The organism is Microtetraspora sp. AC03309, assembly GCF_020826795.1.
Classification (GTDB): Bacteria; Actinomycetota; Actinomycetes; order Streptosporangiales; family Streptosporangiaceae; genus Microtetraspora; species Microtetraspora glauca.
This window is the reverse complement of sequence record NZ_JADDIL010000051.1, coordinates 58431-72270: the sequence shown is the minus strand read 5'-3', so window position 1 is coordinate 72270 and position 13840 is coordinate 58431. Positions and strand designations below refer to the sequence as shown.

Annotated in this window: 14 protein-coding genes; 10 read left to right on the top strand and 4 right to left on the bottom strand. The window is 66.0% G+C overall.

All coding sequences use genetic code 11. From position 1 onward, the window contains the following. Window positions 1-205 precede the first annotated feature (205 nt). The 5 genes from IMZ11_RS27015 (at window position 206) to IMZ11_RS26995 (ending at window position 6907) form a co-directional block, all read left to right on the top strand. Window positions 206-955, top strand: a complete 750-nt coding sequence (locus IMZ11_RS27015) for a class I SAM-dependent methyltransferase (protein ID WP_228645246.1) — start codon at window positions 206-208, stop codon at window positions 953-955. After that, complete coding sequence (locus IMZ11_RS27010; protein ID WP_228645245.1) at window positions 952-3603, top strand: SUMF1/EgtB/PvdO family nonheme iron enzyme; 2652 nt, start codon at window positions 952-954, stop codon at window positions 3601-3603. The genes IMZ11_RS27015 and IMZ11_RS27010 overlap by 4 nt, the downstream gene beginning before the upstream one ends. Further along, window positions 3603-3887 carry a hypothetical protein gene (locus tag IMZ11_RS27005; RefSeq protein ID WP_228645244.1) on the top strand — a complete coding sequence of 95 codons (285 nt, stop codon included), beginning with the start codon at window positions 3603-3605 and terminating at the stop codon, window positions 3885-3887. Before IMZ11_RS27010 ends, IMZ11_RS27005 begins: the two co-directional genes overlap by 1 nt. Then, entirely contained in the window at window positions 3884-5098 is a 1215-nt protein-coding gene (locus IMZ11_RS27000; RefSeq protein ID WP_228645243.1) for a hypothetical protein, read from the top strand. The genes IMZ11_RS27005 and IMZ11_RS27000 overlap by 4 nt, the downstream gene beginning before the upstream one ends. 858 nt (window positions 5099-5956) lie before the next feature. After that, window positions 5957-6907: a bacterial transcriptional activator domain-containing protein gene (locus tag IMZ11_RS26995; RefSeq protein WP_228645242.1), complete on the top strand. Its 951-nt coding sequence runs from the start codon at window positions 5957-5959 to the stop codon at window positions 6905-6907. 4 nt (window positions 6908-6911) lie between these two features. Here the strand turns inward: IMZ11_RS26995 and IMZ11_RS26990 are convergent, their stop codons facing one another. Beyond that, complete coding sequence (locus IMZ11_RS26990) at window positions 6912-7247, bottom strand: hypothetical protein (RefSeq protein ID WP_228645241.1); 336 nt, start codon at window positions 7245-7247, stop codon at window positions 6912-6914. A gap of 260 nt (window positions 7248-7507) precedes the next feature. Between IMZ11_RS26990 and IMZ11_RS26985 the strand changes: the two genes are divergently transcribed. Further along, on the top strand, window positions 7508-8002 hold the full coding sequence (locus IMZ11_RS26985) for an ATP-binding protein (RefSeq protein ID WP_228645240.1): 495 nt from the start codon (window positions 7508-7510) through the stop codon (window positions 8000-8002). 90 nt (window positions 8003-8092) lie between these two features. On the opposite strand, the gene IMZ11_RS26980 is transcribed toward IMZ11_RS26985, so the two are convergent. After that, window positions 8093-8470, bottom strand: a complete 378-nt coding sequence (locus tag IMZ11_RS26980; RefSeq protein ID WP_228645239.1) for an ADP-ribosylation/crystallin J1 — start codon at window positions 8468-8470, stop codon at window positions 8093-8095. A 98-nt stretch (window positions 8471-8568) separates the two neighbouring features. On the opposite strand from IMZ11_RS26980, the gene IMZ11_RS26975 reads away from it, so the two are divergent. After that, window positions 8569-8928 (top strand): hypothetical protein, encoded by a 360-nt coding sequence (locus tag IMZ11_RS26975; protein ID WP_228645238.1) that lies wholly within the window; start codon window positions 8569-8571, stop codon window positions 8926-8928. 11 nt (window positions 8929-8939) lie between these two features. On the opposite strand, the gene IMZ11_RS26970 is transcribed toward IMZ11_RS26975, so the two are convergent. Together IMZ11_RS26970 and IMZ11_RS26965 are read right to left on the bottom strand one after the other, a co-directional pair. Then, the gene (locus IMZ11_RS26970; RefSeq protein ID WP_228645237.1) at window positions 8940-9863 is read right to left on the bottom strand and encodes a DUF5655 domain-containing protein; all 924 of its coding nucleotides are present in this window, start codon (window positions 9861-9863) and stop codon (window positions 8940-8942) included. A gap of 807 nt (window positions 9864-10670) precedes the next feature. Further along, window positions 10671-11243, bottom strand: a complete 573-nt coding sequence (locus IMZ11_RS26965) for a hypothetical protein (RefSeq protein ID WP_228645236.1) — start codon at window positions 11241-11243, stop codon at window positions 10671-10673. 365 nt (window positions 11244-11608) lie between these two features. On the opposite strand from IMZ11_RS26965, the gene IMZ11_RS26960 reads away from it, so the two are divergent. The 3 genes from IMZ11_RS26960 to IMZ11_RS26950 are packed head-to-tail and all read left to right on the top strand — an operon-like array spanning window position 11609 to window position 13614. After that, a complete protein-coding gene (locus IMZ11_RS26960; protein ID WP_228645235.1) occupies window positions 11609-12817 on the top strand; it encodes a helix-turn-helix domain-containing protein in 1209 nt (402 codons plus the stop codon). Window positions 12818-12877: 60 nt separating this feature from the next. Beyond that, a complete protein-coding gene (locus IMZ11_RS26955; protein ID WP_228645234.1) occupies window positions 12878-13270 on the top strand; it encodes a hypothetical protein in 393 nt (130 codons plus the stop codon). Continuing rightward, window positions 13267-13614 (top strand): hypothetical protein, encoded by a 348-nt coding sequence (locus tag IMZ11_RS26950; protein WP_228645233.1) that lies wholly within the window; start codon window positions 13267-13269, stop codon window positions 13612-13614. The genes IMZ11_RS26955 and IMZ11_RS26950 overlap by 4 nt, the downstream gene beginning before the upstream one ends. Window positions 13615-13840: the final 226 nt, after the last annotated feature.

Genomic DNA, 13840 nt, shown 5'->3' with positions numbered 1-13840 from the left:
AGGCTCCACGCCTGTTTCCGGCGTTCTCTGTTCGTCCGCGTGTCTGCCCGCGTGTGATCGTTTCTGCTCAGGAAAGCCCTACTGTCCGAGTCGATCACGCTGAGAAAACGTCAATACAAGTATCCCGAATTAAGCTTCCTTGACCAGGCGCATTACTTGACAGATGCTTGGGGGTTGTCTTGATCAGGCAGGGAGGCGACATCTCGTGCGAAACGATGCCACACGGGCGCACTACGATCGTTTGGCCGACAAGTACGACGAGAACTGGGCGCACAGCTCCGAGTTCATCCAATGGATGACCAGCAGCATTCAGCAGCGGCTGCGTCCCGGTCCAGACGATCGCGCGATCGACGTGGGGTGTGGAACGGGCCTGTACGCCCGTGGCCTGGCTGAATACGCGAGCACGGTGGTCTGTGTCGATCCCTCCCAGGCGATGCTGGAGCAGCTTCCCGCTGACGACCGACTGATCCCACTGCATGCGGGGGCTGAAGATCTCGCCGAAGGCCGAGTGCGGCTCCCGCATGACGGCTATGACGCGATCCTCCTCAAAGAGGTGATTCATCATGTCGCGGATCCGTCGGCTGTCCTCGCCGGCCTGACCCGGCTTCTGCGACCGGGCGGGCGGATCCTCGTGGCCATGTTGCCGACAAGCATCGAATACCCGCTGTTCGACGCAGCTCTGAAACTCTTCCGAGAACTGCAACCCGACCCCGAGGACATCGCCGCCGCGATGCGCGACAGCGGCTTGGCCGCCGAACTCACCTATGACGAGTTCCCGCTCGTCTTCACTGCCGAGCGCTACATGCGTATGGTGCGCAGCCGCTACATGTCGCTGCTGTCGAACTTCGACGACGCCGCCATCGAAGCGGGGATCGACGAGATCCGTCGCAGGCACCCCTCCCTTGAGCTCCGTTTCCCCGACCGATTCGCTTTCGTCCTCGGAGTGAAGGCGTGAGCTTCGAGCTCGATACCCGCTTACGCCAGCTACGCAACGAACTGGACGATCACTCCCGAGTCGCCCACCATCTCGGACTGGACTTCGAACGCCCAATCAAGTCTCTCGGCGACGGTTACCCCGAGAACGCGATCGCGCTGGTCGGCAAAATCACGGAGCGGATCCTCAAGCAGCTGTGGCGCCACTACAACGTCCCGGGCGATCCGGGCGGGAAATCGCTCAACGAGCTGATCAAGGGCGCGCAGCCGCGCATCCGCAGTGGGGCCGTCTTGGACGCTCTGCGCGACATCCAGCGGCTACGCAATCGGTCCACACACGATGGATACGAGATCGCCGACGAGGACGGCCTCACCGCGGTCCGACGGCTGCTTGATGTGCTGGCGTGGTTCAGCAGCACCGGCAGCGGCATCCTGAGCGGAGACATCCCTAAGCTCGCTCCCGACGTGGCGGCGAAGGCCGAGTTCCTCGCCGGGCTATACGTCACCCTCGGCTTCAAGCCGGTCAAGCGGTTCGAGCTGTCCCGCAACACGGTCTATCAGCTGTTCTTCCGAGAGCGCGGCCTGCGCAGCGAGTACGTCGAACTGCTGCTGAGCAAGAACGTCGACGACGTGGTCCAGGTGCTGAACACGACCGGCGGACAACTGCTGCAGACCAAGCTCCCGAAACTCACCCGGTTCCTGATCCTGGAGGAGAACGGCACCCAGGAGGCGCCAGGACCGCTGGGCGACGACTGTCGGGTCCTCACCTATGACCGGTTCATGGATGCGTTCATCGATCTCGAGCGATACCTGGCCGACGTCATCGGGACGTATCCGGAACTGGTCGCCACCGACCGGCTGACGTTGTCCGGGGATCTCCTCACCACCGACGAACACACCGGTGAACAGCGAGTTTCTCAGGTCGGCGCAGCCGACGAAATCCTGGACGAGGTCGCCACCGCGGGCGGGAACCTGCTGATCGTCGGCCGCTCGGGCAGCGGCAAGACGACGCTGCTCAAGCAGTTGGTCGCACGGTCTGCCACCACCGAGCAGCGCCGCTACCGCTTCTACTTCGACATGGGCTTGAAACGGCGCGACGAGGAGTTCCGCGAGTTCGTCACCCGCATGCTGGCGCCGTACATGGAGGTGGAGTACAGCTACGTCTTCGAGGTGTTCCACTACTTCGCCCGCTCGGGTTCCGTACTCGTCGCGCTCGACGCAGTCGACGAGGCAGTGCCGTTGATGACCCAGGCCGGTTTCCTGGAACTGTTCGCCGAGCTCGCCCAGGTGCTCACGGCCGAGTCGGCGGTCATCACCTCCTCGCGAGTGTCCTTCCTGGAGGACTCTCCCCAGGTACGGCGACTGCTGGACGGCACCGCCCTGGTATCGGAGAAACTGGTCCAGCAGCTCCACGCCCAAGGCGTGAACCCGCTCCAGGTCCCGCGGTTCTCCGCATTGCGTCTGCACGACGCGGTCGCTGTCGCCTCGCCCCTTGAGATGCGCCTGGCCGGCGAGGTCGGTCATGCCTATCACGAGCTTCCCCACCTGACCGAGCTGGCCTGGACCCACATCGCCCGGGTCACTGCGGCGGCCGGGCTGGAGCGCACGCTTCCCTCCTTCGTCGCGTATTTCGGCTCGGCCTTCCTCCGGGGTCATACGATCTTCACGTTCATCGACCTGGTCAACAACCTGGGAATCGACCTGTTCGAGGGCGGGCGGCTGACCTACGAGGCGCTACGGCTCCGTGGGCTGTTCCGGCTGGTAGGTCCGTCCACAGTCGCCTTCATCCACTCGGCGTATCAAGAGCTGCTGGCCGCCGAGTACCTTCGCGACCCCGGCAATCGGGAAGCCGCACTGGAGTCCGCTACTCCCCCGCGGCTCACCGAGCAGGTACGCGAGTTCCTGCACCGGCGCTCTCACGCGGCCTCGCCTCCTCCCGATGAGGAGCACGTCCTTCCCGCGGGGGTGTATCTGGTCGGGCCAAGTCATCATCTGATGCTGCGCCGCATGGAGCGCCCGCTCCGCTTCGACCGTTTCCCTGTCACGGTCGCTGGCTACAACCGTTTCCTGGAGGCAGTCCACCAGGGCGGCTCGCGCCAGTGGGATCATCCGGACCAGCCATCTGAGGTTTCCCACGAGCCATGGCAGGACCGGCTGCGGATCCAGGCCTATTTCACCAACCCGGCCTACGAGAACTTTCCGGCTGTCTGCATCAGCTACTGGAGCGCGTACGCCTTCGCACGCTATGAGGGCAAGCGCCTGCCCACCTCCCTGGAGTGGGAAGCCGCAGCCCGAGGCGCGGACGGGCGGCTGTTCCCCTGGGGCGACGACATCGATCTGGACATCGTGACCTGCGCAGACTCCTGGAGCGGTCAGGCATTGATCACCTACGAGGCCTGGCGCGAGGAGCTCGACCGCGGCCGTCTGGCCCAGGCGATGCCAGGCCCGGTCGACGCACACCCCGGCAACGTCTCTCCGTACGGTCTGCGCGAGATGGCCGGCAACGTCTGGGAGATCACCGGGACCACACTCGACCACCGCGACGAGGTCATCATCTGCGGTGGTTCCTATGACAACCCGTACCGGGCCGTGCAAGCCTCCTCCAAGGGGCTCGCCCGGCGGTTCGGCCGCAGCAACGTGATCGGCTTCCGATGTGTCGAGGAGGTGTGATGAACGGCGAGGCGACCTCCGCACCCGGCGATCAGCGGTTCGGGTACATCGCCGAGCGCCTGCCTCACGGCAGCGGCTATACCGGGCGGCTGAGCACCTACGTCGTTCGTGACGCGGAAGCCGGCGCCGACCACACCTTCATGTACGCCGACATCGTGACCGAGGGATTTCGCACCCTCCACGTCGGGGAACGGGTCAGGTTCCTGGTCGACCCGGAGGAGCCCGACCGGGCGCGCTACATCATCCGTCTCGATCTGCCCGAGGTTGAGGACTATTACCGGTGACCCGACTGGAACGGCAAGTCCTGATCGCGGTTTATCCGGCCCGCTTCCCCACCACTCCGACGTGGGAATCCGGGCCCTTGATCCTCCAGCATGGACACGTCCGCTCCACGACCGAGGCGCGCGGCCAGTACTACAGCGCCAAGGCCGCTCGCGTGCTGTACGGCGATGCCGAGCACCCTCGGCGTTGGCACGACGCCACCCGCCGGATCGTCGGCAATGTGGAAGTCACCGGCGTGGAAGCCCTCCAGACGAGGTTCCCGGATGCCCACGGTCTGGTCGCCATACATCTGCGGCCCCGGAACGGAACGCTCATCCCGCTCGTACGAGGACTGGCCGGACGCAGGGGCGCGCCGCCGATCGGCTTCGATCCGCAGGTGGTCCTCGACGAGCAAGTGGTGATCGAGCCGGACGCGCGTCCCTTCACGGTCTCGTTCGCGACCGCGACCAGACAGGGGCTCCCCCGGCTGTTTCTCCAGCCGCGCTATTGGCGCTGGACCGCCACCAACCAATGGCTGTGGGCTCTGGGCTCGCGCAGTACGTTCGCTGACTATCCGCCCGACCCCAGAAACCTCGAACCGCGCGACGACGAAGTCATCCGGCTGTCCAGCGACTGGCACGCGGTCGTGCTTCGCGACGGTATCGGGGCCGTCGGCATCCGTCCCGATCAGGGGCACGCAGACGCGTTCTTCGGCTACGCGGAGGTGTACCTGCGGTCCATCTACCTGGACGCCATCCTGCTCGGGCTGCTGCAACAACAGGAGATCACCCGCCTGGAGGAGCGGACGGTCGCCGCACTCGATTCCTCGTTGAAGACGGCGATGGCCGAACTCGAACGGCAGGTCGGTTCCTTCCGGCGCCATCTGTGGGCGCAGCACCTCACCCCACACGGCGTACCGAATCGGCTGCTGTCCGCCTACCAGCGCCAGCACATGCTCCCGGGGCGCTACGAGCAGATCCTTTCGGACATCAGCGACTTCAACCGGCTCACCCGAGACGAGGAGAGCCGCTACGTCAACAGCGCCATCGTCGTGTTCACCCTCGTCACCGTGCCCGCCGGGATCGCTTTGGCGCTCCTGCAGGTAATGGAGACGAACAACCCCTGGCTGTACGCCGCCGTGGCGGTGGTCTGCGTCATCCTCACCGGACTTCTGCTGCTCACCAGGTCCGCCCGTACGGCTCTGCAGGCGCTCCGCCGCCGGTTCACCCTGTAGGGCTGCCTCCCACCGGAGGCGTTATCGGCTTTTCTGAGCAAATTTCCGGCTCGCGCCGTCGAGATCCATTGCCAAGTCTTGATCTTCCAGCCGCCAGCCTTGATCGCGTACGGGGTAGATCTTCGGATATCACGAATCGTGCGCCATCCAGCCCTTTCAGAGACTGTCCGGGGGTGATGCGTTGTGATCAAGATGTACCCGTCCCGCAGGCAGGGGACTCGCTATCTCGTCCGAGGTGCCCTCCTCAGCGTCGCGATGGTCGGCCTCAGTCCAACGGCCGGTTACGCGATGACCATCCGGGATCCTTACTGCCACGTGTCCCAGCAGGCCTGGCAGGTCTACGACGTCGACAAGTTCTGCGACCTCGTCAACAAGGACCTCGCCGAGGGCCGGATGCCTGACCTCCTGGCACGGCTGGAGGAATCGCGCCGTATCCCGCAATCGGTGCCAACGGCCTCCAGGCCGCCGCAGCCGAGGAAACCGCCGAACGTGACTCCTGCCAAGAAAGACCGCTCCACACCCAGCCAGAACGTGCAGAAGACTCACGTCGAGCGGCCGGCTACACCACCATCTCGTACCGAGCAGGTGCAGAGCAGCGGGCGGCACCACGGGAAGCCCGTCGAGCGCGCGGCTGAGAAGCCGTCACACGGCAAGGCCATCCCAGCCAGGCAGGACAAGCATCGCTCCACTTCAACCACGACGCCGTCGCCAGTGGCCTCCGAGGCCATATCGCCCCGGCCGGCGATAACGCCATCCACCTCTGTCGGTCACCTCGTGCCAAGTCCACGCGTTTCCGGCGCGACAACCGCTGACCGAGAGTCCTTCATCGTCCCTATCGGGAAGGCGCTGCTATACGGCATGGCGGTGGCGGGTGCGACCGCGCTGCTGCTCAGGCTCCGGCTCCGCCCCATGCCGGCCCGCGCGCAGAAGAGGCAGGACACAGAGACCGGCCCGGCCGAGCGGCAGGACGAGACGGGGCCGAGCGTTCACATCGTCCCGATCACGATTAGCGCTCCTGAGTCAGAGATCACTCTGGGCGCGGAGCACAGCCAGCTCAGCATCAGCACGACGTTCATCACGGTCCGAGTGCTGGACCAGGTGACGGTGTACGGCCCGGCCGGGAGCGCCGACTGCAGCCGGGGAAAGGACGTCGCCGAACTCCTCGGTCTGCTGGTCGTTCACAGGGAGGGCCTGACGCGGGAGCGGGCGTACCAAGTGCTGTGGCCCGACATCACGCTGGACCACTACGACTGCTTCCACGGGCCGAAGAGCGAACTACGCGACAAGCTGGTGCGGGTCCTCGATCGCCCGCACCAGGGCAAGAACCTGCTCCAATACGTCGGGGGCCGCTACCGGCTCAACCCGCTACTTGTCACCACCGACCTGTGGCAGCTCCGCGACGCACTGGCCGAGGCGAAGCAGGCCGACAGCCCCGCGCAGGTGATCGCGTCCCTGCGCAGGGCCGCCGACCTGTACGCGGGGCCGTTCCTCCCCGCTGGCACCCATCCGTGGGCCACCGAAGCCGCCGAGGACCTGCGTCACGATGTCATCGTGGCGCTGCTGAGGCTCAGCGAACTCGAAACCGACGCCGACCGCGTAACCGCCGTACTCGAACGGGCCCACCGGCTGGACCCCGTCAACGAGCAGGTGTCGTGCCGGATGATGCGCCACTTCAGTGCCCTCGGCCGGAACGACGCGGTCTACGTGACGTACCGGGACCTCTGCCAGGCGCTCGCGGAGCTGGACGGGCTCTCGCCGTCGGCCAAGACGCGCGAGCTGTACGGCAGGCTCACCGGCCACGCCTCGTAGCCCGTCACCGCGGTTCCAACCGAGTCGGATGTGTCCCATAGATCTGCGCTAGGAGGGTGAGCGCCCAGGCAGAGGGGCGCCTGCCTCCGGCGGGCCAGGCTTCGTAGTCGTACAGCCTGCTCTCCCTCAGCGTGGCGGCGCCCGACGGGTCGAGGTCGTTGAAGACGGTCACAACCTGGGTGGCGGTGAGGCCGTTGGCATAGCGGTAGAGCTTCAACGGGCTCACGTCGTGGTCAAGGGTGAGCACCAAGGCGATCTGGTCGACCGTGAAGCCGAGTGACCGGAGGACACGGCCACGCCGTCGGCATTCGAGCAACGTCTGATAACCCGTACCTGGCATGATCAATCCGCCTTCCCGGCATTCACGCTGGTCAGTGATGGGCGGACCATAGGCCGACTTCTGGTGAGTGATCGAGTCTGGTCGGGTGGTCCGCCAGCAGCACGTCGGCCGGCGATGGCATTCGATCAACGTTTCCGCAGGTCATCTGGCTGTTCTGCGGATCGGCGGATGACGTGATCCGGGGATTCGAATCGGACGGGGAGTCGATCCATCGTGCTGGTCCCTCCCGGATTTCCCGGGACGTCACGGAGGTGACCAGCATGAACGATCAGGATCTCAAGGAGTTCGACGAGGCTCGGCCCGGCGTGATCTGGACGACCGTCCGGCTGCGGCGCGGAGCGGGCGAGATGCTGTGGTGGCGGGTCTTCCCTGGTAGAGGCGACCAGGTCGCACCCGCCCGCAAGATAGTCCGTTCTCTGCTGGAGGACACCCAGCGCGCCGACGATGCGGAGTGGGTGGCGGCCGAGTTGATCAGCAACGCCCTCCTGCACACCCGCTCGGGCGCACAGGGCGGCTACTTCGTGGTCGAGGTGGCGCGCAACATCTGCGTCGCGAAGGTCCTGGTGTATGACCTCGGCGGCGGAGGCGTGCCCGTCTTCGGCCAGGGATTCACGCCGAGCGAGCACGGGCACGGCCTTCGCGGCGTCGCGGCGCTCGCCAACCGCGTCGGGCTGGAAGGCGATCCCGTCACAGGTCACGTCGTGTGGGCCCAACTCGTCCTGACCGTACCGGACGCCGTACGTACCGCATCATGACCAGACGCGATGGCAGGGGTCGAAGCCGCCCTCCATGATGGCCCGGCGGCACCGCGCTCCGGGCGGACATGACCGTCGGACGCCCGACGGTCATCCGCCGGCGGGCGGCCGGAACTCGTGGACGACCTCGATCAAGCCGACGATGTTGCTGTTGAACTCCCCCAGCTCCTCGGCGGGGATCCATAGCTCGAGGATGTCGCGTCCGCCAGCCTGCCGTACCGGATAGCGGGCAAGGAAGTCACTTTCGACCTGGAAGCGCGTGACGTAGCCGACTCCGGAATGCGGGACGTTCCAGTCACGCGCGATCTTGATGGCGTACTCCTCGTTAAGGACCGGATAGAAGATGGGCTGCTCGGGCAGGCGTGGAGGCCACTCTCGCCAGCCCGACCGGCGGACCAGCTCAAGCTCCTCCGGCCCGGTCGGCCGCCAAAGCGTGGTGAGCTTCGTCGTCTCCGTCTCCGTCGCCATGGCCCTGTCCCTCCGTCGTACGTCTAAGTGCCATCTTCCTGAAATGCGCACGACGGAAGCGATCCGATTTTCGTGGAAATCATGCGATCCTCGATGATGTGACCGCCGTCAAGGAGCGTCAGGAACTCATGCGGCTGTTCATCAGGGAGAGCGCCGCCGATCGGGCATGCCGGGCCGCTCTCCGCTCCATGGCGAGCTACACGATCTGGGAAGATCCCATACCCCTGCGGCCACTGCTTACCACCTTCCGACGGCGAGCCAGGCTTCTCCGGCGGCTGGGCACGCCGACCTTGGATTTCGACGAAACTGTCGCCCGGCTTGAAGCCTGCGGACTCGAGGTCGTCTGTCTCGGGCTGGTCCAGGCGGCAGATCCGCCGTACCACTTCCAGCTCTTCCTGACTCCGGGTCTCGATCAGCTGATCGCCTGCCTCGGAGTCAAGCGGCCGACACCCTCCTGACGGCGAAGCAGTCAGCTCGCGTCGTAGCTGGCCTGGACGAAGGGAAGCGCCTTCTCCAGGTCCGCCCGATTGCGGATCCTCAGCTCCAGGTCACCCGTGCCGAAGTGGCCGATCTTCCGTACATCACGGCTGAAGCCGTCCTCCAGCTCCACCTCGTCCGGGTCCACTTTGAGATAGACCAGCAGCGTGTGATTCTTGGGATGGACCTCGACGCAGGCGAAGTTCTTGATCCGCCGGAACGCGAAGTAGAGCTTCAGCACCTTCTTGGTGACGTCATCGCCGATGCCCTCGACGTACGCTTCCAACTCGCCGTACAGGTCCGCCAGGGATGGCGGGGCCTGAGCGAGCAACTCAGTGACGGTCTTCGCCTGGGCAGGCGCTTTGGCGCCGCCGTTCTGGGCCTGCTTGTCCGAGCCTGTCTCGCCGCCCCCCTCGCGAGACGCGACCAGCTCAAGCGCCAACAGTTCGCCCTCGAAGTCCCGGTAGCGGACCAGTTCGATGGAGCGGTTGATCTGTTCGATGGCATGTGTGTCATAGCGGTTAAAGTCTCCGGCTACGCACACCAGCCGCGGATTACGCCAATCGATCTCCTGCGCCGTCTTCGCACCGAGGGTTCGTATGACCAGGAGCTCGAACGCCTCCCGATGATCGAGCAGCCAGTCCAGGTAGAACAGGCCCTGGTTGATGACGTTCTCGTTGGCGGCCCGCTTGTACTCGAAGATGACGGGCGAGCCGTTCTCGTCTATCCCAAGTGAGTCGATCCGTCCCCTGTGCTTGCTCCCGGTCGAGTACTCCGATGCCAGGAAGCAGACACCGAACAACGTCTCCATGTTGTTCTCGATCAGCCGTTGAACGGACACTTCGACAGCGAAGGTGCTTCCGCGCAGCTCAGCGGCTTTCCCGTTGTCGATTCGGAACAACTTGAGATCGCTCACGGGCCAAGAGTACATGCAGCTATAGACAGTTGATCTTCAAATGACTCCGACTGCCGGGGACACTCTTCTGTTCCCTTCCTGCGGAAACGGTGACCGATCCGATCGACGCGTTGGCGCGACTTGATTCCCGTGAACGAGTCGATTCACCGTGGCATGCCGGCGCGGTCGAGTGACGTACGGAAGGTGATGCCGATGAACGACCACAGCGAGATCTGCTCGAGCCTGGACGTCATCTGGCTTTGTCACGTGAGCCGAACCCGATGCCGCCCGGTCGATGAGCCGGTCATCTCCCCCTCGGTCATCCCGCCGCGTGGGGCAGCCGTCGTACGCGTTGGCGGCCGAACAGAACCCACCAGGGGAAACGGGTACCGCACAGGATGATCGGTGCGATGTGGGCCGTTCTACCGCGACGACTCACCAGACTGTCCCCGCCGTTCGGCTGCGTCCCTGTGCACGACGTCATCCATCCCGCACTCAGCGCCTGACGGGGGTACCAACCGGGGTTCCAGTCCGGGGGCCGATCGGGGCACCGACTATGACTGGTACGTCCTGGATTACGAGTCTTCGCAGCTCCGCGCCTTTTGGGGTGGTCCGCTGGTGAGGCCGACCGCCCAAAGGCGTCGTATTCATATGTGCGCGCCGTACGGATGATGGTTCGTGTCGCCCGGCGGTGGCACTCGCCGTACGGCTCCCGCTTCGCCGTAAACGGGTCAGGCCCGCCGCGTTGAACGCGGCGGGCCTGACGGTTGGGACGGCCGGCGGGTCACCGGAAGGGACGGGGCCCGCGCGGGGCTGGCCCCGGCCCGGCTACCGGGCGGCGCGGGCCACCGCCGCGAACCGCGCGGCGACCGTGCGGGCGGGGGTGCCCGCGTTCAGGAACGCGGTGTACGTGCGTCCGTGACCGCTGACGGCCAGCTCGAAGGGGTCACCCGGGCAGCCCGTCACGGTGATCCTGGCGCGCGTGTCGGTGTTCGGCGTCCGGTAGAGCTGGGTCACCCGGCGCGGACCGCCCGGACGCCAGCCCACCAGGCCGCCGCCTATCCGGGTGATCCCGTGATCCCTCAGGGCGCGGCTGATCGGCGCGATCAGCGGCATGAGCCGCTTCTCATCGTCCCAACTGGCGAGGTAGTCATTGGCGATGTCCGTGTAGTCGTCGGCGAGGTCCTCGTCGTCGGTTCCCCGGCCGTCTTCGGCATTGAACTCGCTGATGTGCGCGATGGAGTCGTAGTCGCCGATCTGCATCAGTGACCCGTCGTCCGACTCAGTGATCGGCCGGATGATCACGTCGGTGCCGTCCCACATCAGCGCCCACCCCGGCCCGTGGCCGCGCAGGGTTGCCACGTCGTCGACGGTCACGTCGATGAATATGCGGTCGGACATTCCGTTTCCCTTCGATGTTTCCCCGACTATCCGGGGCCCCGTTTTCGTCCCGACTCCATGGAACCTCGAATTCGTGGAATGTCAACCGAATCAGCGCCCTGTTTCTATGACTCTTTTGGTGGCGAATAAACAGCAATGGACGACGCGGGCGCGATAGCGAAGCACGGGCACAATGTCAAGTCGAATCGTCACGTTGTCCCAGCTCAACGACATCAGCTGGCCTTCCAGACAGGAGCTCAACAGTTGGCCGATTCGGTAATGAATGTTTTTACCCACCATCGCTTGCGAGGTCGCCGCGAGCAGAGTGATGGTCGTGCTCCGCCAGCCACCACTCCCCGAAACGGGAATTGAAAGGAGCACACAAAATGCCCTCGAAGACCGCTCGCGAGAAATCCACTGCGTTTTCGCCCGACACGTCACTCGGCACCACCGAAAACGCGCCCACGGTCACCGCTGACGCGCCCGACGGCGTCACGCCGGATCAGGACACCCGGGCGGTCAACGGCCCGACGGACACCGTGTGGGCCGCGCTGATGGCCTACCCCGGCATGTCCGCCGTGAAGATCGGGGCAGTCGCCGGGATGAGCCGCGCCGCTGCCTCCAAGATCCTCACGTCCCTCGAAGCCGACGGACGTGCGACCCGGACACCGGGCGGCTATGAGGGCGGCAAGCGCATCCCCGACGCCTGGTACGCGGTGGCCCTCACTGATGAGATCACCAACGAACCGTCCAACGACGTCGCAGACACCCCGCCCACGGATGTGTCGACCGCTCCGGAACCCGACAGCGTCACCGCCGAGGATCAGAAGGCGGGCGTCCCTCTGACCGTCATCGATCAGCCCATGGAAGTCGATGCCAGCGCCGGGCACGAGTCGGCGGAAGCCGTACCTGGTGAAGCGGAAGCCGACGACCCTTCCCCCAGCGAGCCAGATGAGAAGACATCCGGCGACACCCCCGCCGCGCTGGACGACGTCTCTCAGCCCGCATCGTCGAACGAGGCGGCATTCCCTGACGCCTCAGAGAGTCTTGGCCCCGGCACGCTGAGCGAGCCGTGCGAGGTGCCACGCCCCCATGACGAGGACAACTCCGGCGCCAAGAAGGACGACTCTGACGCACAGATTCCCGAGGCGGGGTCGGAGCCGGTCGTCAGCGAGGCATGGGCGGAGGCCCGCCGCGCTCTGATCCAACTCGCCGAGCTGGCCCTCGGCACGGTTGAGGCGGCGGAGAGCGGCGACCTCGCAACGGCGCTGGGCCGCCTGGAGCTGATGTACGGCAACGCCGGGCCCGCCCGGCGAGACGCCAAGGCCGCGCTCACCGGCACTGGCCGCCGGACCAAGACCACGGGGACCGAGGTGATGCGCCCGGGCCAGCTCCGCGACCGCGTGCTCGCCCATCTGACCGCACACCCCGGACAGGAGTTCACCCCGTACGAGATCGGGCGGGTGCTGGGCAACTCCTCCGGCGCGGTGTCCAACGCGCTCGACCGCCTCGTGTCCCTCGGGCAGGCCGAGCTGACCTCCGAGCAGCCCCGAAAGTTCACCGCCGCCGACCAGACCACCGCCGCTACCCGCTGACCCGCACCTCGGGGCGGGTCAGTCCGGCCCGCCCCCTTCCAACGAACCAAGGAGAAACCAATGACGGAGTCCCTAACCTGCCACTTCGACCGCTACGCCGCCGAGCGTCGCGATGACGCCGGCGAGGCATGGGCCAAGGCCGCCGCCCGAGTCACCGGACGGATCGATGAGGGCGAGTACCTCACCGCGTCCGACCTGGCCGAGATCGCGCTCCACCAGCACCTGCATGGCTGGTGGCGCTGGGCAACCGCCCTGATCGAGAACGAGGGCGTCAACGGGGCCAACGCCATCCTCCAGGTCCGCCAGCAGGCCGAACACCACCTGATCGACATGCCGCCCGTACGGCACGGCGGACTGTTCGAGCAGGCCATGGCCGAGGCCCGGCGCGAGGCCGCGCAGCGGTTCCTGAAGACGACGGAGAAGCTGGCCGCCGCTGCGGAGGCCCGGGCATGAACGAGGCCTTCCACTTCCTCGCCTGGTCCTGGGACGTCACGACGGCCAAGGCGTACGCGGAGGGCCGGAAGCCCACCGGGCGGCTCGACCCTGACGTGTGGCGCGGCTACCTGGGCGCCATTCGGATCGACGACACCCGCATCGGGACCGTCGACCTGTCCGTCCCGCTGATCGCCGTGCTGATCCCCAACGCCGGGCCGTTCATCATCGACGGCTGGCACCGCATCGCCCGTGCCCTCCGCGATGGCGTCCCCAAGCTTCAGGTGGTCCTGCTGACCGCTGAGGAGGAGTACGCCTGCCGCATCCACGGCGGTGACAAGGTCCCCGCCGTCCGGCTCCGCTGACGCCCATGCCCTGCTGCCCTACGGGCCGCCGGATACGCGAGCGGGACGAGACCAACAAAGCCCAACCGATCACCGATCAGCCAGCTCGCACTTATGTAAGCGAGGCCCGTCCCGCCATACGACAGGACGGGCCTCGTCGTAGCCCAGCTCATGACAACGGCAGGAAGCCGAGCCTGCGGTTTTGAGACAACTTCGTCCAGCGCCTGCCGGTGGGATACATGGCGTC